Below are 20,507 nucleotides of genomic sequence, written 5' to 3' on the forward strand. Positions count from 1 at the left end.
CGGTCCCGGCTACCGGTCGGCGGCGGCGCTGTCGAAGTCGAACCGGTCGAGGTCCCTGAGCCACGCCTCCGCGTTGCCGTCGGACGGGGCGCGCCAGTCGCCGCGCGGGGAGAGGGAGCCGCCCGCCGACACCTTCGGGCCGTTCGGCATGGCCGAGCGCTTGAACTGCGAGAACGCGAAGAAGCGGCGGCAGAACACCGCCAGCCAGTGCCGGATCTCCGGCAGGTCGTACGCCACCCGCTTGGCCTCCGGGAAGTTCGGCGGCCAGGCGCCGGACTTCGGGTCGTGCCAGGCGTGCCAGGCCAGGAAGGCGATCTTCGAGGGCCGGAAGCCGTGGCGCAGCACCTGGAAGAGGGTGAAGTCGTGCAGCGCGTACGGGCCGATCTTCGACTCGGTGGACTGCATCTCCTCGCCGGGCACCAGCTCGGGGCTGATCTCCGTGTCCAGGATCGCGGCCAGGATCTCGCCGGTCTCCTCGTCGAACTGGCCGCTGTTGATCACCCAGCGGATCAGGTGCTGGATGAAGGTCTTCGGCACCCCGGAGTTGACGTTGTAGTGGCTCATCTGGTCGCCGACGCCGTACGTGGACCAGCCGAGCGCCAGCTCGGAGAGGTCGCCGGTGCCGAGGACGATGCCGCCGCGCTGGTTGGCCAGCCGGAACAGGTAGTCGGTGCGCAGACCGGCCTGCACGTTCTCGAAGGTGACGTCGTACACCGGCTCGCCGGAGGCGAACGGGTGGCCGATCTCCTTCAGCATCAGCCGCGCGGTCGGCGTGATGTCCAGCTCGGCCGCGGTGACGCCGAGCGCCCGCATCAGCTTGTGGGCGTTGTCCTTGGTGTGGTCGCTGGTGGCGAAGCCGGGCAGGGTGAACGCCAGGATGTCGCTGCGCGGCCGGCCGGCGCGGTCCATCGCCCGGGCGGCGACGATCAGCGCGTGCGTGGAGTCCAGTCCGCCGGACACCCCGATGACGACCTTGGGCCCGCCGATCGCCGCGAGGCGCTGCTGGAGCCCGGCGACCTGGATGTTGTAGGCCTCGTAGCAGTCCAGGGCGAGCCGCTCGGGGTCGGCGGGGACGAACGGGAAGCGCTCGACGCGCCGGCGCAGCCCGAGGTCGGTGAGCGGCGGGTCCAGCTCGAAGGAGACGGTCCGGAAGTCCCCGGTCCGGGCGGCGTGGGCCCGTCGGTTGTCGTCGAAGGTGCCCATCCGGTGCCGCTCCTGCCGCAGCAGGTCGAGGTCCACGTCGGCGACCGCGTACTGGTCGCCGAGCGGGAAGCGGTTGCTCTCGGCGAGCAGCACCCCGTTCTCGTAGATCATGGTCTGCCCGTCCCAGGACAGGTCGGTGGTCGACTCGCCGAGCCCGGCCGCCGCGTACACGTAGGCGGCGAGGCAGCGGGAGGACGCCGAGCGGCACAGCAGCTTGCGGTCCTCGGCCCGGCCGACCGTGATCGGGCTGCCCGAGAGGTTGACCAGCACGGTCGCCCCGGCGAGGGCGGCCTCCGCGCTCGGCGGCACCGGCACCCACATGTCCTCGCAGATCTCGGTGTGCAGCACGAGCCCCGGCACGTCCTCGGCCGCGAACAGCAGATCCACCCCGAACGGCACCTCGGCGCCCGCGACCCGGATGGTCCCGCCCCGCTCGTCGTGCCCGTCGGCGATCTGGCGGCGCTCGTAGAACTCGCGGTAGGTCGGCGGGTACGACTTCGGTACGACACCGAGGACGCGACCGCGGTGCACGATCACCGCGCAGTTGTAGATCCGGTGGCGGTGGCGCAGCGGGGCGCCGACGACCAGCACCGGCAGCAGCTCCGCCGACCCGGCCACGATGGTCCGGAGCGCCGCCTCGACCTGGTCGAGCAGCGCGTCCTGGAGCAGCAGGTCCTCGATCGAGTAGCCGGTGAGGCCCAGCTCGGGGAAGACGGCGACGGCGACGCCCTCGTCCGCGCACCCGCGCGCCTGGCGCAGGACCGCATCGGCGTTGGCCCGCGGGTCGGCGATGACGGTGTGGCCGGTGCACGCGGCGATGCGCGCGAAGCCGTGGCTGTAGAGCGACCAGAAGTTCAACGGGGCTTCCTTCATGTCTGGAAGCCTAGAGCCCGGCCGCGCCGGGGTACTCGGGCGCACCAGTGGGCCGGGGTACTCGGACGCGGCTGAGTATGTGCGCTCTGGCCGGTGCCGGCGCGGAGCGGAAGGCTGCCGGTATGCGCCAAGGACTCCTGAAACCGCTTCTCCGGATACTCCCGGCCCTCGCACCCGCCCTGGTCGCCCTGGTGGCGTGGGCCGCCTGGCTGGGCTGGGACCAGCAGCGGGACGTGCACCCGGACGGCTCGACGACCGGCCCGTACGAGGCCTGGCAGGTGACCGGGCTGGTACTGACGCTGCTGGTGCCGGTGTACTGGGCCGTGTCCCGGGGACACACCGTGAGCGCGGTCCTCGGCACCACGGCGGGGCTGACGGCCGCGGCCTCCTACGACTGGTCGGACGACGCCAGCGGCCTCTTCGTGATCGGCGTGGGCCTGGTCATGATCGGCAGCCTCGCCGGGACCGCCGCCGTGTCCGGCGCCATCGCCTCGGCCAGGCGAGGCATGCGCCGCCCCGCGTCCTGACCGGGGCGACCGCCCCCGGGTGCGGGTCGGGGGCGTAACAGCGCGCACTGATAACCCTGGTTATCAGACCGCGTCGTGTGCGGCCCCCGACCCGCTCGTATCGTTCAGTGGCCGATGGGACCGAGAGAGCGACGGGGAGGGGTGCACACGATGGTCGCGCCCCTCCTGCTGTCGATGTCCGAGATCGCCGCTCTGGCCCGGGTGAAGCGTCCCGTCGTCTCCACCTGGCGCCGCCGGCACCCGGACTTCCCCGAGGCCGGGTCCGACAACTCGGGCAGGCCGCTGTTCGACGGTGCCCAGGTGGCCGAGTGGTTGATCGCGTCCGGCCTGGGCAACGCCGCCCCGGCGGAGCTGCGGTCCGAGCTGGCGCTCTTCGGCGTCAACGCGCTGCGGGAGCGGTTCACGCCATGGCAGCTGGTCGAGACGCTGGGCAGCCTTCTGTGCCTGCGCCACCTCGACGGCCGCCCGCTGACCGAGTCCGTGGACACGGAGGGCGCCCCGGACCGCGCGGTTGCGGACGGGCCCGGGGGTGAAGCTGTAGCGGACGGGCTTCAGCGGCTCCGCTCGGCCCTCCTGCGCGGCAACGTCGTCGAGTCCGTCATCGCGCTTCCCGGCGGCGTCCTGCCCTTCCGCCCCGGCTACCGCCCCGCGCTGTGGACGCTGACCCGCGGTCCCGTCCCCGAAGCGGAGGGCAAGGTGCTGCTGGCCGACATCGGCTCCGAGCCGCTCACCGCGGAGGTACGCGCGCGGCTCGCCGAGGACGTGCTCATCTGGCGCGCGGAAGGCTTCCGAGGGCTCGACGGCCACGACCCCCGCTACGGCCGTGTGGTGCCCGTCGCCGACCTGGACCGGGCCTTCGGCGGACCGCTGACACCGCCCGCGCCGCCGGCGTCCGCGGTCTGGTCCGACACGGTGATCGAACGCCCGGCCCTGATCGCCGAGGCCGAGGCGCGCCTGGAGCGTGCGACGGGCGACTTCCGCGCGTACGAGGGGGAACAGGGGCCGTACCGGGGAGGCGTGCTGCGCCGGGTCGGACGCCCGCCCCGGCGCACCACCCTCGGTGAGCTGATCGCCGGGCACCGGGTGACCCGGCTGCCGGGCCACCGGGTGGACGGCCGGCACGTCACGGCGGACGGCCACCACGCCGTCCTCGGGCCCGAGGAGATCACGGGCGGCCGGGCCGTCGGCGAGCGCCGTATCGACCGGCTGGTGCTGGCCGCCGCGTACGACCGGGTGGCGCTCACCGAGCCGGGCGACGTCGTCTACACCCTCACGCCCCGCCTCGGCCTCTACGTCGACCACGACGGCTTCTCGGTGGTCGCCTTCCCGGCCCGCGTCCTGCGCGTCCGCCCCGACGCGGCCCGTCCGCTGACCCCGCGCGTCCTGGCGGCCCTGCTCGGTGCCGCCCGGGGCACCGCCCGCAGTCCCGGCGCGGTGCGCCCGGCCCGCCGTGTCGAGGACTACCAGCTCCCCGACCTCGACCCGGACGAGCTGCTGCGCCTCGACGCCCTGCTGGCCGAGACCGAGCGCCGGGAACGCCTGCTGCGCGTCCAGGCCGACGCCCTCGCCGAGGCCCGCCGGCTGACGGTCGCCGGCCTGGCGGACGGCACGCTCACCCTCGCCGATCCGCGCTCCCGGCCCGCCCCTCGCCCATAGTCCGCACACGACCAGCCGGAAGAAGGAACCATGCCTCCCCGTAAGCGAGCCGCGGCGGCCGGCGGCCAGGGCGAACCGCCCGGCGTCGCCGGCGCCAAGGAGATCCAGGACATCCTGTGGAAGGCCGCGGACAAGCTCCGCGGCTCCATGGACGCCGCCCAGTACAAGGAGTTCGTGCTCGGACTGGTCTTCCTGAAGTACGTCTCCGACGCCTTCGCCGAGCGCCGTGCGGAACTGGCCGCCGACCCCGAGCTGGCCCGCATCCCGGAGCACCGCCGTGCGGCCTTCCTGGAGGAGAAGGACGAGTACACGGAGAAGAACGTCTTCTGGGTGCCCCCGACCGCCCGCTGGGACCACATCTCCGAGAACGCGGCCGGCGCGGAGGGCGGCGTGGGACAGCTTCTCGACACGGCCATGGACGAGGTGATGAAGGCCAACAAGGCCCTCACCGGGGTCCTGCCGAAGATCTTCAACCGCGACAACGTCGACCGGAACCGCCTGAAGGAACTGGTCGACCTCATCAGCGACGCCCGGTTCACCGGCCACGGCGACCGTCCGGCGCAGGGCGTGCTGGGGGAGACGTACGAGTACTTCCTGGAGCGGTTCGCCCGCGCCGAGGGCAAGCGGGCCGGCGAGTTCTACACCCCGGTGAGCGTGGTCCGGCTGATCGTAGAGGTGCTGGAGCCGTACGAGGGGCGGGTGTACGACCCGGTGTGCGGCTCGGGCGGCATGTTCGTGCAGAGCGGCAAGTTCATCGCGGAGCGGCTGGGCAAGGACCGCACGCACGACATCGCGATCTACGGCCAGGAGGCCAACGAGCGCACCTGGCGTCTGGCCAAGATGAACCTCGCCATTCACGGCATGGACCCGAAGGGCATCGGCGACCGCTGGGCGGACACCTTCGCCGACGACAAACTGCCCGGTCTGAAGGCCGACTTCGTGATGGCGAACCCGCCGTTCAACATGCCGGACTGGGCGCGGAAGACGGACGACCGGCGCTGGAAGTACGGGGTTCCGCCGCAGTCGAACGCCAACTTCGCCTGGCTCCAGCACATCGTCTCGAAGCTGGACGACCGGGGCAGCGCGGGCGTGGTCCTGTCCAACGGCTCGACGTCGTCCAAGCAGTCCGGCGAGGGGGAGATCCGCGCGGCGATGGTCGAGGCCGACCTGGTCTCCTGCATGATCGCCCTGCCGGGCAACCTGTTCCGTACGACGGCGATCCCGGCGTGCCTGTGGTTCCTGACGAAGGACAAGTCCCCGCAGGGCGCGAAGGGGCTGGCGGACCGGCGGGGCCGGGTGCTGTTCATCGACGCGCGGTCGATGGGCACGATGGTCGACAAGACCGAGCGCGTCTTCACCCAGGCGGACCTGGAGAAGATCTCCGGCACCTACCACGCCTGGCGGGGGACGAAGTCGGCGCGGGACAGGGGCCTTTCGTACGAGGACGTTCCGGGCTACTGCTACAGCGCGACGCTGGAGGAGATCGGGAAGCACGGCCATGTCCTGACCCCGGGCCGGTACGTGGGGGCGTCCGAGGCCGGGCACGACCCGGACGCCGAGCCGGTGGAGGAGCGGATCGCCCGGCTGACCAAGGAGCTGTTCGCGCAGCTGGACGAGGCCGCCCGGCTGGACGCCGTGGTGCGGGAGCAGCTCGGGAGGCTGGGGTGAACCACGAGGCCGGGTCGAACACCTGGGAGACCATGACGATCGGCGGGCTCGGGCGTGTGGTCACCGGGGCGACACCGCGGACGGGTGACGAGAGCGCGTGGGGCGACCAGGTCGACTTCGTCACCCCCACGGAGATGAGCTACTCGGACCGCGACCCCGCGGGCTGCCGGCGGCTGTCCGACGACGGCCTGGCCGCGCTGCGGCGCAAGCTCGTACCGGCGGGATCGGTGCTGTTCGCCTGTATCGGCTTCTCGACCGGAAAGGTGGCCCGTACCTCTCGGCCCGCTGTCACGAACCAGCAGATCAACACGCTGATCCCCGATCCGGCGGTCATTGACGCGGACTTCGCCTACTACCTGCTGCGGTATCGCGCCGCGGACATCCGCCGGATCGCCAGCGGTTCCACCACGCCGATCGTGAACAAGTCCACGTTCGAGGCATTTCCCGTGGCGCTCCCCGGGCTGCCGGAGCAGGCGGCGATCGCCGGGGTGCTCGGGGCACTGGACGACAAGATCGCGGTGAACGGGCGCATCACGACGGCCGCCCTGGAGTGCGCGGACGCCCGGTACGCCCATGCCGTCCGGGACCTCGACCCCGGGCCCGGGACGTTCGGCTCGACGGCGCCCGTCGTCGGCGGGGGAACGCCCCGCACGAAGACGGAGGAGTACTGGGGCGGGGGCATCGCGTGGACCACTCCGACCGATGTGACCGCGCTGTCCGCGCCGTATCTCTTCGAGACCGGCCGGACCCTCACGGACGAGGGACTGGAGAACTGCGCCTCGCGGCTTTATCCGGCGCGGTCCATCTTCATGACCTCGCGTGCGACCATCGGCGCCTTCGCCCTGCCGCAGATGCCCGCCGCGGTGAACCAGGGATTCATCGTCGTCCTGCCACCGAGCGAGGAGCTGCGGTGGTGGCTGTTCCATGAAATGCGCTCGCGCGTGGACGAGATGACCGGCCTGGCCAACGGGTCGACCTTCCTGGAGCTGAGCCGCAAGAACTTCAAGGCGATGCCGATCCGGCTGGCGGACGACCAGCGCATCGCCGAGTTCGCGCGGGCGGTGTCGCCCTTGCACGGCAGGGCCGTTCAGGCAGCGGCCGAATCGCGCACCCTGGCCGCCCTCCGGGACACCCTTGTGCCCCGACTGATGTCCGGCAAGCTGCGCGTCCGGGACGCGGAGAAGATCATGGAGGACGCCGTATGACCGCCGACGGAATCGGGGGGCACAGCCTCGCCCCCCTGGCCGCCAGGATGACCGAGTCCGCCTGGGAGGACCTCGCCCTGCGCGAACTCGGCCGGCTCGCCTGGCAGGTCAAGGCCGGCAGGGACATCGCCCCCGGCACCGGGCACCGCCACGACTGGGACGACCTGATCCTGCACGACGAGCTTCGGTCGGCGATCGAGCGGCTGAACCCGGAGCTGTCCCCGGCGGCCGTCCAGGAAGCGTTCCGCATCGCCACCGACCCCACCTCCCGCGAGGCCTACCCGGAGAACCGGCAGGCGCACGAGCACCTCACCGCCGGCATCCGGCTGACGTACACCGACGAGTTCGGCGCCGAGCGGACCCCGACCGTCCGTCTCGTGGACTTCACGGACGCGGACGCCAACAGCTTTCTCGCCGTCAGGCAGGTCACCGTCCGGGAGACCGACGGCAGCCACCGCCGCTTCGACATCGTCCTCTACGTCAACGGCCTGCCCCTCGCCGTGGTGGAACTGAAGAGCGCCTCCGACGAGAACGCCACCCTCAGGTCCGCGCACGCGCAGCTCCAGACCTACCTCGCGGAATTCCCGATCGCGTTCCGCTACAACGTGCTCTGCCTCGTCTCGGACGGCATCACCGCCAAGTACGGCACGGTCTTCACGCCGTACGAGCACTTCGCGCCGTGGAACGTCGACCACGCGGGCCTGCGCGTCGACACCCACGCGCCGGGACACGACGGCCCCGACGCACTGCACCTGGCCCTCCAGGGGCTGTTCACGCGGAACCGGTTCCTCTCCCTCACCCGCGACTTCGTCAACTTCCCCCCGCCCAGGATGGGCGAGCCCCTCTCCGGCAAGCGGATCGCGAAGCCGCACCAGTACTTCGCGGTCACCAAGGCGGTGGACGCCGTCGTCGAGGCGTCCCGCTCGACCGGGCAGGCCGGCGTCGTCTGGCACACACAGGGCGCCGGCAAGTCGGAGGAGATGGTGGAGACGGCCGCGCTCGTCTCCCGCCACCCGGCGCTCAACAACCCCACCGTCATCGTCGTCACCGACCGCAACGACCTGGACGACCAGCTCTACGACACCTTCCGGGACAGCGGGGCCCTGCTCGGGCAGGAGCCCGTCCAGGTCGACTCGCGCGAAGAGCTGCGTACCGCGCTGAAGAGCCGCACCGTCGGCGGGATCGTCTTCACCACCCTCCAGAAGTTCGGCCTGAGCAAGGAGGAGAAGCAGGCCGGCAAGCGCCACCCGCTGCTCTCCGAGCGCCGCAACATCCTGGTGATCGTGGACGAGGCGCACCGCTCGCACTACGACAGCCTCGACGGGTACGCCCGCCACCTGCGCGACGCCCTCCCGCACGCCACGCTGCTCGCCTTCACCGGCACGCCCGTCTCCAAGGCCGAGGCCGACACCCGCGCCGTCTTCGGCGACTACATCGACGTCTACGACCTGAAGCGCGCCGTCGACGACGGGGCCACGGTCCGCGTGTTCCACGAGCCGCGCATCATCGAGGTCGACCTGCCCGAGGGCATCGACCCGGGTGCGCTGGACGAGCAGGCCAACGCCCTCACCGAGGGTCTGGACGACGCCGAGCGCCGCCGTGCCCTCGCGTACGCCACCACGATGAACACCGTCTACGGCGCCCCCGGCCGCACAGCGAAGCTCGCCGATGACCTGATCGCCCACTGGGAGACACGCCGGGAACTGGTCAGGCCGGACATCGGCGGCCCCGGCAAGGCGATGGTCGTCTGCGCCACCCGGGACATCTGCGTACACCTCTTCGACGCGCTGGCCGAACGGCGGCCGGAATGGGTGGGCAAGGAAGCCGACCAGGGCGTCATGAAGATCGTGTTCCACAGTGACCCCTCCGACGAGGAGCACCTGCGCGCCCACGCCCTGCGCCCGTCCCAGCAGCGGGTCGTCCAGGCCCGCGCCAAGGACCCGGACGACGAGCTGGAACTGCTCATCGTCCATTCGATGCTGCTGACCGGTTTCGACGCGCCGCCCATCCACACGCTGTACATGGACCGCCCCATGCGGGGCGCCAACCTGATGCAGGCCCTGGCCCGCGTCAACCGCCGCTTCCGGGGCAAGCAGGACGGCCTCCTCGTCGGCTACGCGCCCCTCACCGACCCCCTCGCCAAGGCCCTGCGCGAGTACTCGGACCAGGACCGCGGGGACCAGACGCTCGGCGCGGACATCGACCGGGCCATCACCGAGGTCAGGACCGAACTGTCGGCCGTCAGAAGCCTGCTGGCCGGCTGCGGCTGGAGTGACTGGCTGGCCGACACGACCCGCCCCGACGCCCGCAGACGTGCCCTGCGCCTGACCGCCGACTTCCTGCGCGACCCGAGGAACCCGGGCAACCGGGTCCGGCCCGGCGCCAAGCCGCTCTCCGCCCGCTTCAAGGACACCGCCGCCCGGCTCGACCGCTTCTACCGCGTCTGCGCGATGAGCCGCGAGATCGCCGAGCGCTGCGCGGACCTGGCCGACTGGCGCCGGGACATCGCCTTCTTCAGCGAGGTCCGGGCCTGGATGATCAAGCTCGACGCCGCCCAGCGCGAGGCGAGCGGGCAACCGCTCAGCGCCGAGGTCCAGCGCTACCTCCAGGCCTTGGCGGCCTCGGTCGTCGACGCCGACCAGATCACCGACCTGTACGCGGAGGCCGGGATCGGCCGGCTGGACATCACCCGCCTCGACGAGGCGCAGCTGCGCGAGCTGGCGAACTCCGAGACGCCGCACCTGGTCACCGAGGCGCTGCGGCGCCTGATCCAGCGGCGGATGCGCGAGGCGACCGAGCACAACGTCGTCCGGAACGAGAGCTTCTCCAAGCGCCTGGACGACCTGATGAAGCGGTACATGCTCCAGCAGCTCACCAGCGCCCGGATCATCGCCGAACTCGCCGCCCTGGCGCGGGAGGTGTCGGCCGAGTCCCGCCGCGGCGAGCGGTTCGACCCGCCCCTCACCCGCGCGGAACTGGCCTTCTACGACGCACTCGCCCACCAGGACATGGCCGAGCTGATGGAGGGCGGCCAGGACACCCTCGCCGAGATCGCCCGTGCCCTGGTGAAGGACATCCGGAAGAACCTCTCCGTCGACTGGCTCTCCCGCGAACCCGTACGCGCCAAGCTCCGCACCCGCATCCGCCGCGTCCTGGCCATGTTCGACTACCCACCGAAGGAGGAACCCGAGGCGGTGGACCTGGTCCTCAGACAGATGGAACTCGTGGCCGCTTTGTGGGCACCTGCCGCGGGGTGGAGTGCCCGCGGTTTCAACGTCCTCCCGCCCCGCCCGAGCGCCTGAAACCGTCCTGAAGCCACACTGAACCGCCTGGGCCGCACGCTTCCCGGCATGACGACGACGGACCACGCACACGAACTCGCGATCGCGGCCACCGGGCTGCGCAAGTCCTACGGGGACAAGACCGTCCTCGACGGCATCGACATCCAGGTGCCCGCCGGCACCGTCTTCTCCCTCCTCGGGCCGAACGGTGCCGGCAAGACCACGGCGGTCAGCATCCTGTCCACGCTGATCTCCGCCGACGGCGGCCAGGCGCGGATCGCCGGGCACGACCTCGCCGCCGAGGCACAGGCGGTACGGGCCGCCATCGGGGTCACCGGTCAGTTCTCCGCCGTCGACGGGCTGATCACCGGCGAGGAGAACATGCTCCTCATGGCCGACCTGCACCACCTCTCCAAGCACGAGGGACGGCGGGTCACCGCCGAGCTGCTGGAGCGGTTCGACCTCACCGAGGCCGCGAAGAAGCCCGCCTCCACCTACTCCGGCGGCATGAAACGCCGTCTCGACATCGCCATGACCCTGGTCGGCAGCCCGCGGATCATCTTCCTGGACGAGCCGACCACCGGCCTGGACCCGCGCTCCCGGCACACCATGTGGCAGATCATCCGCGAACTGGTCTCCGGCGGTACGACCGTCTTCCTCACCACCCAGTACCTGGAGGAGGCCGACCAGCTCGCCGACCGCATCGCGGTGCTCAACGGAGGCAAGATCGTCGCCGACGGCAGTGCCGAGCAGCTCAAGCGGCTCGTCCCCGGCGGACATGTGCGACTCCGCTTCTCCGACCCGGTGGCGTACGAGCGGGCGGCCACCGCGCTGCGCGAGGCCACCCGGAACGACGAGGGGCTCACCCTTCAGATCCCCAGCGACGGCAGCCAGCGCGAGCTGCGCGCCATCCTCGACTGGCTCGACGCCGCCGGCATCGAGGCCGACGAGCTGTCCGTCCACACCCCGGACCTGGACGACGTGTTCTTCGCCCTGACCGGCAGCTCCGTACCCGCTCAGACCACCGACAAGGAGACCGTCCGATGAGCACCGCCGGCCACGCCTTCCGCGACAACCTCACCATGCTGCGGCGCAACCTGCTGCACGCCCGCCGCTATCCGTCCCTCACCCTGAACCTCCTGCTCACCCCGGTCATCCTGCTGCTGTTGTTCGTCTACGTCTTCGGTGACGTGATGAGCGCCGGCATCAACGGCGGGCACGCGGACCGTGCCGACTACGTCGCCTACCTCGTCCCCGGCATCCTCTTCCTGACCGTGGCCATGACCTCGCTCGGCACCGCGGTATCCGTGTGCACCGACATGACCGAGGGCATCATGGCCCGGTTCCGCACCATGGCGATCTCCCGCGCCTCCGTGCTGATCGGCCACGTGATCGGCAGCGTGATCAAGACGCTGATGGCCCTGGTGCTCGTCCTGGGCATCGGACTGGCCATCGGATTCCGGCCCGACGCGACGCCGCTGGAGTGGATCGCGGCGGCCGGACTGATGGCGCTCGTCAGCCTCGCGCTGACCTGGATCGCGGTCGGCATGGGCCTGGTGAGCCCCAACCCCGAGGGGGCCAGCAACATCGGGACGCCGCTGGTGATGCTGCCGTTCCTGTCCAGCGCGTTCGTGCCGGTGGACGCCATGCCGGGCTGGTTCCGCTGGTTCGCCGAGTACCAGCCGTTCTCACCCTTCATCGAGACGCTGCGGGGGCTGCTGCTCGGCAGCGGGATCGGCACGAAGAACGCGGTGCTCGCCGTCGCCTGGTGCGTGGGGCTGACCGTGCTCGGTTACCTGTGGTCCAAGGCGCAGTACAACCGGGAACCGAGGCGTTGAACCCGGCGGAGCTGAGCCGGTGTTCAGCCTCTCGGGGCTCACCCGGGCTTCGGCTCCCGACAGCTCACCCGGCGCTCAGTTCGCGCAGCGCCGCCGCCCGCAGTTCCTCCCGCCCCAGGGCGGCGTACCTCGACCTCGCGTCGGCGTACGCCGCCCTGTCGGCGTTCTCGGCCGCCTGCCGGGACCGGGCCGAGGACAGGGTCGGGAAGTCCCGCACCACCGGCATCCGCTCCGCCAGCGCCACCAGCCGTACGGCCGCCGTCTCGCCCCTGGCCAGCCCGGCGAGGCCGAGCGCCAGCAACACCGTGCCGTAGACGGGCAGTTCCACCGGAGATCCGGTTCCTGAGGAGCTGGGGGTGCTGGGCGAGCTGGGGATGCCGGCGGTACCTGGGGAGGCGGACGAGCCGCCGGAGCCGGACGAGCCGCCGGAGGCGGACAAGCCGCCAGAGCCCGACGAGCCGGAGGCGTTGGCGGAGCCGGACAGCATCCCGAGAAGCCGCTCCCGCAGCTGCCCGGCCAGCCCCGCCACCGGCTCCAGCCGCCCGTGCCGCGCGTGCGCCGCCAACGCGGCCGACTGCACCTGAAGCGACCACGGATGCACGAACGGATCACCGGCGTACAGCAGGCTGTCCTCCCGCACCCGCTCCACCGCCCGGCGCCACAGCCCGAGCCCGACCTCCGTCAGCCCCCGGGCCAGCGCGATCTCCGCGCGCGCCGGGAGATCGGGGGTGTAGATCTGCGCGGACTCCGGCGGCTGGTCCAGGGCCGCGAGTCCCAGCCAGTACTCCGCCTCGTCGACCTCCCCGCGCTGAAGACAGGCCAGCACCAGCCCCCACCGCACACCGACCGAGTCCGACCAGTCGCCGAACCGGTCGAGCGCGTCGAGCGCGGCGCGCAGATGGTCGTACGCCTCCGCGCCCCGCTCGGACTGGAGACACAGCTCGCTGATCCGCCCGTGACAGAGCAGCTGCATGGAGGGGTTGGCGAGCGGCTCCAGCGCGTCGAGCATCCGGCGGGCGTACTCCAGCGCCCGCTCCGTCTCGTGCGCCGCGTCCCACACGTAGCTGGCGAAGCACGCCGCCACACCCGCCAGCAGGGGTTCCTCCGCGTCGCACAGCTCCCGCAGCCGCGCGTAGTCCGGCGGATGGATGTCCGGGACCGCGCACAGCACGACGGCCAGCGCCCGCAGCAGCGTGTCGGGCGGAGCGGGCGGCAGCCGGCGCAGCGTCACCAACGGCCGTGCGGCGTGCGGGCCGTGGGCCATGAAGAGGCTGGCCGTGCACACGGCCGCGGCGGTGCGGGCCGGCTCGACGTCCTCGGGGCCGGGGCGGAAACGGGACAGCGGCCCGCCGGTGTCGGCGATGAGGGCGGTGAGCCGGGTGAAGTGGGAGTCGGTGGCCCACAGGGAGGCCAGTACGGCGGTGAGCGCGGCGGTGGTGGGCCCGTCGGACCGGGCCAGCGCGTGCCGGAGCGCGAGGACGAGGTTGTCCTGTTCGGCGCGGATGCGGTACCAGGAGGACGCCGGGTCGCTGCTGAACAGCACATCATGGTGCGCGCGGCCGAAGTCCCGTGCCCAGCGCAGGAACCGGTCGGTCACCGCCTCCTCCTCGCCCGCTTCGGCGCGCCGGGCGGCACCGAACTCCCGCAGGGTCTCCAGCATGCGGAAGCGGGCCCCGGACGGGCTGTCGTCCACCTTGATCAGGGACTGACCGGCGAGCTGCTCCAGCAGGAACAGCGCGTCCCCCGTCTCACCGAGCAGGTACTCCGCCGCGTCCTCGGCGAAGCCGCCCGGGAACACCGACAGCGCGCGCAGCGCCGCCCGGCCGTCGGGCTCCAGCAGGTTCCAGCTCCACTCGACCACGGCGTGCAGCGTGCGGTGCCGCTCGGGCGCGTCGCGTGCGCCGCCGCGCAGCAGCGCGAAACGGTCCCGGAGGCGACGCGCGATGTCGGCCACGGAGAGCACCCGTACCCGGGCCGCGGCCAGTTCCACGGCGAGCGGCAGCCCGTCCAGGTGGCGGCAGATCTCGGCGACCCGGTCGGCGGGCAGGTCCACGCCGGGCCGGGCCGCCCGCGCCCGCTGCTCGAAGAGCGCGACCGAGGTGGTCAGGGACAGTTCCGGCAGGGCGTACACGGACTCCGAGGTCAGCCCCAGCGGGGCCCGGCTGGTGGCCAGGACCCGCAGCTCCTTCGACCGCGACACCAGGGCCTGGACGAGGGCGGCCGCGCCGGCGATCACCTGCTCGCAGTTGTCCAGTACGAGCAGCGTGGGCCCCGTACCGAGCGCGCCGACGATGCCGCTCACCGCGTCGCCGCCCCCGGCGAACTGCCGGCCCTCGCCCGCGCCGACGGCCGAGGCCACCTCGGCGGCCACGTCGTCGTCGGCGGTGACACCGGCCAGGGGCACGAAGTGCACCACGGGCTGCTCGGCCGCCCGGCTCACCGCGTGGGACAGCCGGGTCTTGCCCAGCCCGCCGGGGCCCACGACGGTGACCACCCGGGCCTCGCGCAACAGAGCGGCCACGGCGGCGATGTCGGCGTCCCGGCCCAGCAGCGGATTCGGCTCGTGCGGCACTCCCTGCCGCACCCGAGGCGCGTCCGCGTTCAGCAACTCCTGGTACAGGGACCGGAGTTCAGGACCCGGATCGGCGCCCAACTCGTCGCGCAGCCCGCGCCGATAGGCGTCGTACCGGATCAGCGCCGCGGCCCGGCCCGTGGTGGCGGCCTCGCAGCGCAGCAGCTCCGCCAGCACCTCCTCGTCCCGGGGCAGCTCCCGGGCCAGCTCGGCCAGCGGCGCCGCGGCCTCCTCCCGCCGCCCCAGCCGGGCGAGCGCGAGCGCACGGGAACGAACGAGCGAGCGGTGTGCCCGAAGCCGGTCAGTACGGAGCGCCACCACCGGATCGTGCAGATCCTCTCCTGCCCCGGCACCCACACTCCCGTCCCACAGCGCCAAGCCCGCCTCGGCCTGCGCCAGGGCACCCGCGTGATCCCCCGCCCTCGCGCGCCCGGCGCTCGCCGCCTCGTACAGCAGCAGCGCGGAACTGTCGACCTGGGCCTCGTCCAGCGCCAGCCGGTACCCCGTCGGCGTACTGACGACCAGCTCAGCACCCACCTGGGCCCTGAGCCGCGACACCAGCACCTGCACCGCCTTGCCGGGCCGCTCCGGCACCGCGTCCGGCCACAGCCCCTCCACCAGCCGCCCCGTACTGCACCCGGCCCGCAGATCCCCGGCCAGCAACGCCACCAGCCCACGCAGCCGAGGCGCGGTGACCTCCCGCCCACGACAGGCGACGCGGGACAGCAGGATCAACTCGGTCGTCACGCGCGAAGCCTAGCCAGCCGATCCCCTCCCGGACCCAGCGGAGGCCGACGTCGCGCCGGCGGCGGAGAATGCGTTGGGCACTCTCACCCGCCGACACATTGCGCGCGCATGCCGTTGGCATGACCTTTCCTTGACCCGTCTCCCCTGGGGTCGGATACCGCGACTGCGAACGGGGGTTCATCGGTGGGCGACGGCAAGGTGCCCGGCAAGGTCCTGGACATCAAGACCGCCGACATCAAGGCGCCTACGACGAGGCGGGCCGGCTTACCGCGGAGACGGACTTCAACGGCCGCACGCTGACATACGTCCATGACGCTGCAGGACAGTTGGCCTCCCGGACCAATTGACCGAGGAGGTCTACCGGAAGCAGATCCGGCCCGTGATCCAGACCGCCCCGTGGTCGCGGGTGTGGCGGTCGTAGACCGTGAGCGCGAGGCCGGCGGCCACGCGGGCGCGGGACTGTTCGTCCGGGCTCCACGCGGCGGCACCGAGCACGGTCAGGACGTGGTCGAGATCGATGGGGTCCATCCGCCTCACCTCGTACGAAGGGACGCGGCACGGGGATCGGGGACGTGGTCGGCGAGCAGCAGGGTGTCCCGGCGGCGAGGGCATCGAGGCGCAGGTCCACCGCCGCTGCCACGGCTTGCTCAGCGGTCCGCAGGATCGGGGTGCCTTTGCGGTTGAAGGATGTGTTCAGCAGCAGCGGCAGTCCGGTGAGGTCGCGGAACTGCTCAAGGAGATCGCGCAGGCCCCGGTGGTCGGCGGCGACGGACTGGACGCGGGCGGTGCCGTCGTGGTGGGTGACCGCCGCGACGCGGTCGGCTCGGCACCGTCGGACGGTGGCGACACGGTACATGAAGGGGGCGCCCGCCGACATGAACCATTCCGTGGCGTGCTCGGAGAGGACGGCCGGCGCGAACGGGCGGTACGCGTCTCTGATTGGGTCTGCAGCGTCCATGTCCAGAGCGATGGCTGGACTGACAGCAGCGGCAGCCGCCGCATCCGAACTCCTCGCGTCTCTCTCCGGTTGGTCATCTTTCGGAGCCGAAGTAGCGCAGCGTGCGCACGCAGCCCGGACCAACGCAGCCGTCAACGCCAAGTCGGCTCGCACAGCCACGAAGAGGCGGAAGACATAGTCACGGGGTGGCGGGACTCCCTCCGACAGCGGATGCCCGGGGTAGGCGTGGAGCCGGACGCAGGAGCAGGGAGCGGCTCGCCCTGCGCTCTGGTGAGGCTGCCACGCAGTCCGCTGATGCCAGGCAACCGGAATGCGAGGTCCCGTCGGCCAGGCGGTGTCAATTCCGCGCCGCCCGGACATTGCCCATGGGTGCCGCAGGCGTCGACGCGGCACCAGCAAAGATCGAGGCCCACCCCATCAGCAGGACTGCCAAAGCCTCGGTAGTGAGCGGCACGGCCACAAGGGCCGTTATTGCACACCTCCGTGCCTCCAGCCGCGCTCAGAGGTCCTTGGCCGGCCAGTCGAGCAGCCGGGCGCCGATGACCGCGGTCTGCAACATGTAGCGGTGCGCGGGGTCGGCCGGGTTGGCGCCGGTGAGTTTGTGGATGCGTTCCAGGCGGTAGGTCATGGCCCGCACGCTGAGGGAGAGGCGGCGGGCGGCCTCGGCGGCGACGCAGCCCGAGTCGAAGTAGGCGGTGAGCGTGTCGAGGAGCGGCTCGGCGCCGCCGCGGGCCGTGGTGAGCGGGCCGAGCGTGCCGAGGACGAGGTCGGCCATGGCCTGCCGGTCGCGGGTCAGGACGGGGTAGACGAGCAGGTCGGCGGCGCGCAGTACCGGGTCGTCCAGACCCAGCCGTTCCGCCAGTTCCAGGGCGTTCAGGGCTTCCTCGTACGACTGGACCACCCCGCCGGGGCCGGGCTGCGGGCGGCCGATGGCGACCGTGCCGCCGTCGGTGGCGGCGTGGGCCTGCTTGGCGAAGTAGGGCAGGACCTCGTCCTCGTGGCCGGGGGCGATGCACAGCAGCCGGCCGTCCTTGGTGGTGAGCAGGACGCTGCGGTTGCCGAAGCGGGCCAGCAGCGCCTGCTCCACCTGCCGGGCGACCGGCGCGCCCTCCTCGTAGGCCACCGGGCCTTCCGCGACGGCGACGGCGTGGGCGTGCGACAGGCGCAGGCCGAAGCGTTCGGCGCGCTCGGCGAGTCGGCCCAGGTCGCTGCGGCCGTAAAGCAGGTCGTCGATGAACTCCCGGCGCACGGCCTCTTCCTGGCGCACGGCGAGGTGCTGGGCGCGTTCGTAGCCCTCGGCGAAGGCGTCCACAGCCTGTTGCACGGCGGCCAGCGTGCTGTCGAGCGAGCCGGGGCTCTGCGAGCGGACGGGGCGCGCGGCGGTCAGATGTGCGCTGACGAGGGCTCGTAGTCCGTAGCCCGCCTCCGCTGCCTGCTCGCCAAGAATCCGCCGGGACTCGATCTCCTCCCGGGTGAGGCGACGGCCCGTGGCAGAGACATCGGCCAGGATGCGGGCATAGCCGTCCAGGTACTGCTCGGGAATGTCCCGCCCCGTCACGCCGCCCCCAGAATCTTGACGCGCCGATGACGTTTTCTTAGCGGGTCACCGGCATGCAGACCCTAGTGAACACTGCCGGACACCGGCAATGCGCGGGCGTGCACCGGTCGCCCATCATGACCTGCGGGGAGCACTGCGGAGGGTTCCGGTGCCGGACACCGGCAGGTGCCAATGCACCGGAACCCGCACCGAAGCAGTGCACCGTTCACTGACGCGCGCCTGTCTCGTCGACCGCCTCTGCCTCAAGGACGTATGCCATGACTGTCATCGGCGTGCTCGCAGCCGCCTTCCTCCTCGTCGTCGCCGTCGTACTGCTGGTCGTCTCCCGGCTGTTCCGCAAGGTCGAGCAGGGCAAGGCGCTGATCGTCTCCAGGATGCGCAAGGTCGATGTCACCTTCACCGGGCAGGTCGTGCTGCCGGTGCTGCACAAGGCCGAGGTGATGGACATCTCGGTGAAGACCATCGAGATCACCCGGGCCGGCAAGGAAGGGCTGATCTGCCGGGACAACATCCGCGCGGACATCCGGATCTCGTTCTTCGTCAAGGTCAACCAGACCGTGCAGGACGTCATCAAGGTCGCCCAGGCCGTCGGCACTCAGCGGGCCAGTGACCAGCGGACACTACAGGAGCTGTTCCACGCGAAGTTCTCCGAGGCGCTGAAGACCGTCGGCAAGCAGATGGACTTCACCGACCTCTACACCCAGCGTGAGGAACTCCGCTACAAGATCATCGAGTTGATCGGCGTCGACCTCAACGGCTACCACCTGGAGGACGCCGCGATCGACTACCTGGAGCAGACACCGCTCACCCAGCTCGACCCCGCCAACGTGCTCGACGCCCAGGGCATCCGGAAGATCACCGAGCTGACGACGATCGAGCACGTGCGCACCAACGAGTACCAGCGCACCGAGGAGAAGGAGATCACCCGGCAGAACGTCGACGCCCGCGAGGCCATCCTGGAGCTGGAGCGCCGTCAGGCCGACGCCGAGATCAAGCAGCGCCGGGAGATCGAGACCTCCCGGGCCCGCGAGGAGGCCGAGACCGCGCGGGTGGTGGAGGAGGAGCGGCTGCGCGCCCAGTCCGCCTTCCTGCGGACCGAGGAACAACTCGGCGTGCAGCGGGAGAACCAGGCCCGCGAGGTCGCCGTCGCCGCCAAGAACCGCGAGCGGGTCATCGCCGTCGAGAACGAGCGCATCGAGAAGGACCGCCTGCTGGAGGTCATCGCACGCGAGCGGGAGACCCAGCTGACGAGGATCGCCTCCGAGAAGGAGGTCGAGGCGGAGAAGCGGGAGATCGCCGAGGTCATCCGCGAGCGGGTCGCCGTGGACCGCACGGTCGCCGAGCAGGAGGAGGCCATCAAGAAGCTGCGCGCGGTCGAGGAGGCCGAGCGGCAGCGGCAGGCCGTGGTCATCGCCGCGGAGGCCGAGGCGCAGGAGAAGCTGGTCAAGGACATCAAGGCCGCGGAGGCCGCCGAGCAGGCCGCCACCCACCGCGCCGCCGAGGAACTGACTCTGGCAGAGGCGCGGTTGAAGACGGCCGACCTCGACGCGCGGGCCAAGCTGAGGCTCGCCGAGGGTGTGCAGGCCGAGGCCGCCGCCGAGGGACTCGCCGCCGTGCAGGTCCGCGACAAGGAGGCGGAGGTCATCGAGAAGGTCGGCCGCGCCGAGGCGGAGGCGACCGAGGCCTGGCTGCGGGCCGAAGCCGAGGGCGTGCGAGCCAAGGCGCTCGCCGAGGCGGAGGGCATCGGCGAGAAGCTGAAGGCGGAGGCCGCCGGCCTCACCGAGAAGGCCGCGGCGATGGCCGCCCTCGACGACGCCTCCCGGGGCCACGAGGAGTACCGGCTGCGGATCCAGGCCGAGAAGGACATCCGACTGGCCGGACTGGACGTGCAGCGCCAGGTCGCGGAGGCGCAGGCCACGGTTCTCGCCACCGGTCTGGAGAACGCCGACATCAACATCGTCGGCGGTGACTCGGTCTTCTTCGACAAACTGGTCGGCTCGATCGCGCTCGGCAAGGGCGTCGACGCCTTCGTACAGCACTCCGAGACCGCGCAGACGCTGGCGAAGCCCTGGCTGGACGGCACGTCGAGCTTCACCGACGACCTCGCCCGCATCCTCGGCTCGGTCTCGACGGCCGACGTGCAGAACCTCACCGTCTCGGCCCTGCTGATGCGGCTGATGAAGTCGGGCGGCACGAACGCCGGGCACCTCCAGCAGCTCCTCGACAAGGCGGGCGAACTCGGCCTCGCCGACACCCCGCTCACCGCCCTCAACGGCGCGGCGAGGGTCTGACCAGGACCAGGTGGTGGGGGGGGGGGGGGGGGGGGGGGGGGGGGGGGGGGGGGGGGGGGGGGGGGGGGGGGGGGGGGGGGGGGGGGGGGGGGGGGGGGGGAGAGCGCCGGGCACAGGGGGGTGGGAGGGG

At 71.9% G+C, this 20,507-nt stretch carries 12 protein-coding genes and 2 pseudogenes; 9 read left to right on the top strand and 5 right to left on the bottom strand.

Features of this window, described 5'->3' with window-relative positions:
* Positions 1-9: 9 nt before the first annotated feature.
* Positions 10-2,076, bottom strand: a complete 2,067-nt coding sequence (locus tag ACZ4WH_RS36080; RefSeq protein WP_468188835.1) for an NAD(+) synthase — start codon at positions 2,074-2,076, stop codon at positions 10-12.
* Between the two features lie 122 nt (positions 2,077-2,198).
* Here ACZ4WH_RS36080 and ACZ4WH_RS36085 point away from each other — a divergent pair, with 122 nt between their 5' ends.
* The 7 genes from ACZ4WH_RS36085 (at position 2,199) to ACZ4WH_RS36115 (ending at position 12,251) form a co-directional block, all read left to right on the top strand.
* On the top strand, positions 2,199-2,603 hold the full coding sequence (locus ACZ4WH_RS36085; RefSeq protein WP_468188837.1) for a hypothetical protein: 405 nt from the start codon (positions 2,199-2,201) through the stop codon (positions 2,601-2,603).
* A 150-nt stretch (positions 2,604-2,753) separates the two neighbouring features.
* Positions 2,754-4,259 (top strand): serine/threonine-protein kinase, encoded by a 1,506-nt coding sequence (locus ACZ4WH_RS36090; RefSeq protein WP_468188839.1) that lies wholly within the window; start codon positions 2,754-2,756, stop codon positions 4,257-4,259.
* Positions 4,260-4,289: 30 nt separating this feature from the next.
* The gene (locus ACZ4WH_RS36095) at positions 4,290-5,927 is read left to right on the top strand and encodes a type I restriction-modification system subunit M (protein WP_468188841.1); all 1,638 of its coding nucleotides are present in this window, start codon (positions 4,290-4,292) and stop codon (positions 5,925-5,927) included.
* Complete coding sequence (locus tag ACZ4WH_RS36100) at positions 5,924-7,132, top strand: restriction endonuclease subunit S (RefSeq protein ID WP_468188843.1); 1,209 nt, start codon at positions 5,924-5,926, stop codon at positions 7,130-7,132. The genes ACZ4WH_RS36095 and ACZ4WH_RS36100 overlap by 4 nt, the downstream gene beginning before the upstream one ends.
* Entirely contained in the window at positions 7,129-10,434 is a 3,306-nt protein-coding gene (locus ACZ4WH_RS36105) for a type I restriction endonuclease subunit R (RefSeq protein ID WP_468188845.1), read from the top strand. The genes ACZ4WH_RS36100 and ACZ4WH_RS36105 overlap by 4 nt, the downstream gene beginning before the upstream one ends.
* Before the next feature lie 48 nt (positions 10,435-10,482).
* Positions 10,483-11,460 carry an ATP-binding cassette domain-containing protein gene (locus ACZ4WH_RS36110; protein ID WP_468188847.1) on the top strand — a complete coding sequence of 326 codons (978 nt, stop codon included), beginning with the start codon at positions 10,483-10,485 and terminating at the stop codon, positions 11,458-11,460.
* Positions 11,457-12,251, top strand: a complete 795-nt coding sequence (locus ACZ4WH_RS36115; protein WP_468188849.1) for an ABC transporter permease — start codon at positions 11,457-11,459, stop codon at positions 12,249-12,251. The genes ACZ4WH_RS36110 and ACZ4WH_RS36115 overlap by 4 nt, the downstream gene beginning before the upstream one ends.
* Before the next feature lie 64 nt (positions 12,252-12,315).
* Here ACZ4WH_RS36115 and ACZ4WH_RS36120 read toward each other — a convergent pair whose 3' ends face one another.
* Positions 12,316-15,570: an ATP-binding protein gene (locus ACZ4WH_RS36120; RefSeq protein WP_468188851.1), complete on the bottom strand. Its 3,255-nt coding sequence runs from the start codon at positions 15,568-15,570 to the stop codon at positions 12,316-12,318.
* 245 nt (positions 15,571-15,815) lie between these two features.
* On the opposite strand from ACZ4WH_RS36120, the pseudogene ACZ4WH_RS36125 reads away from it, so the two are divergent.
* A pseudogene (locus ACZ4WH_RS36125) lies at positions 15,816-15,914 on the top strand (RHS repeat domain-containing protein); the annotation flags it as partial.
* A gap of 13 nt (positions 15,915-15,927) precedes the next feature.
* On the opposite strand, the gene ACZ4WH_RS36130 reads toward ACZ4WH_RS36125, so the two are convergent.
* The 3 genes and pseudogenes from ACZ4WH_RS36130 to ACZ4WH_RS36140 form a co-directional block, all read right to left on the bottom strand.
* Positions 15,928-16,098, bottom strand: coding sequence for a hypothetical protein (locus ACZ4WH_RS36130; RefSeq protein ID WP_468188859.1), 171 nt, complete (start codon positions 16,096-16,098; stop codon positions 15,928-15,930).
* Positions 16,099-16,225: 127 nt separating this feature from the next.
* Positions 16,226-16,888, bottom strand: a pseudogene (locus tag ACZ4WH_RS36135) (carbamoyltransferase C-terminal domain-containing protein); the annotation flags it as partial.
* Positions 16,889-17,027: 139 nt separating this feature from the next.
* A complete protein-coding gene (locus tag ACZ4WH_RS36140) occupies positions 17,028-18,086 on the bottom strand; it encodes a PucR family transcriptional regulator (RefSeq protein ID WP_468188853.1) in 1,059 nt (352 codons plus the stop codon).
* 257 nt (positions 18,087-18,343) lie between these two features.
* Between ACZ4WH_RS36140 and ACZ4WH_RS36145 the strand changes: the two genes are divergently transcribed.
* Positions 18,344-20,377: an SPFH domain-containing protein gene (locus ACZ4WH_RS36145; RefSeq protein ID WP_468188855.1), complete on the top strand. Its 2,034-nt coding sequence runs from the start codon at positions 18,344-18,346 to the stop codon at positions 20,375-20,377.
* The last annotated feature ends 130 nt before the right edge of the window (positions 20,378-20,507 follow it).

It is taken from the genome of Streptomyces sp. NPDC029138 (assembly GCF_055564375.1).

Coding starts and splice junctions, on each gene's coding strand:
- ACZ4WH_RS36090 (WP_468188839.1), top strand. CDS start 2,754: ATGGTCGCGCCCCTCCTGCTGTCGATGTCCGAGATCGCCGCTCTGGCC.
- ACZ4WH_RS36130 (WP_468188859.1), bottom strand. CDS start 16,098: ATGGACCCCATCGATCTCGACCACGTCCTGACCGTGCTCGGTGCCGCC.
- ACZ4WH_RS36095 (WP_468188841.1), top strand. CDS start 4,290: ATGCCTCCCCGTAAGCGAGCCGCGGCGGCCGGCGGCCAGGGCGAACCG.
- ACZ4WH_RS36110 (WP_468188847.1), top strand. CDS start 10,483: ATGACGACGACGGACCACGCACACGAACTCGCGATCGCGGCCACCGGG.
- ACZ4WH_RS36115 (WP_468188849.1), top strand. CDS start 11,457: ATGAGCACCGCCGGCCACGCCTTCCGCGACAACCTCACCATGCTGCGG.
- ACZ4WH_RS36080 (WP_468188835.1), bottom strand. CDS start 2,076: ATGAAGGAAGCCCCGTTGAACTTCTGGTCGCTCTACAGCCACGGCTTC.
- ACZ4WH_RS36145 (WP_468188855.1), top strand. CDS start 18,344: ATGACTGTCATCGGCGTGCTCGCAGCCGCCTTCCTCCTCGTCGTCGCC.
- ACZ4WH_RS36105 (WP_468188845.1), top strand. CDS start 7,129: ATGACCGCCGACGGAATCGGGGGGCACAGCCTCGCCCCCCTGGCCGCC.
- ACZ4WH_RS36085 (WP_468188837.1), top strand. CDS start 2,199: ATGCGCCAAGGACTCCTGAAACCGCTTCTCCGGATACTCCCGGCCCTC.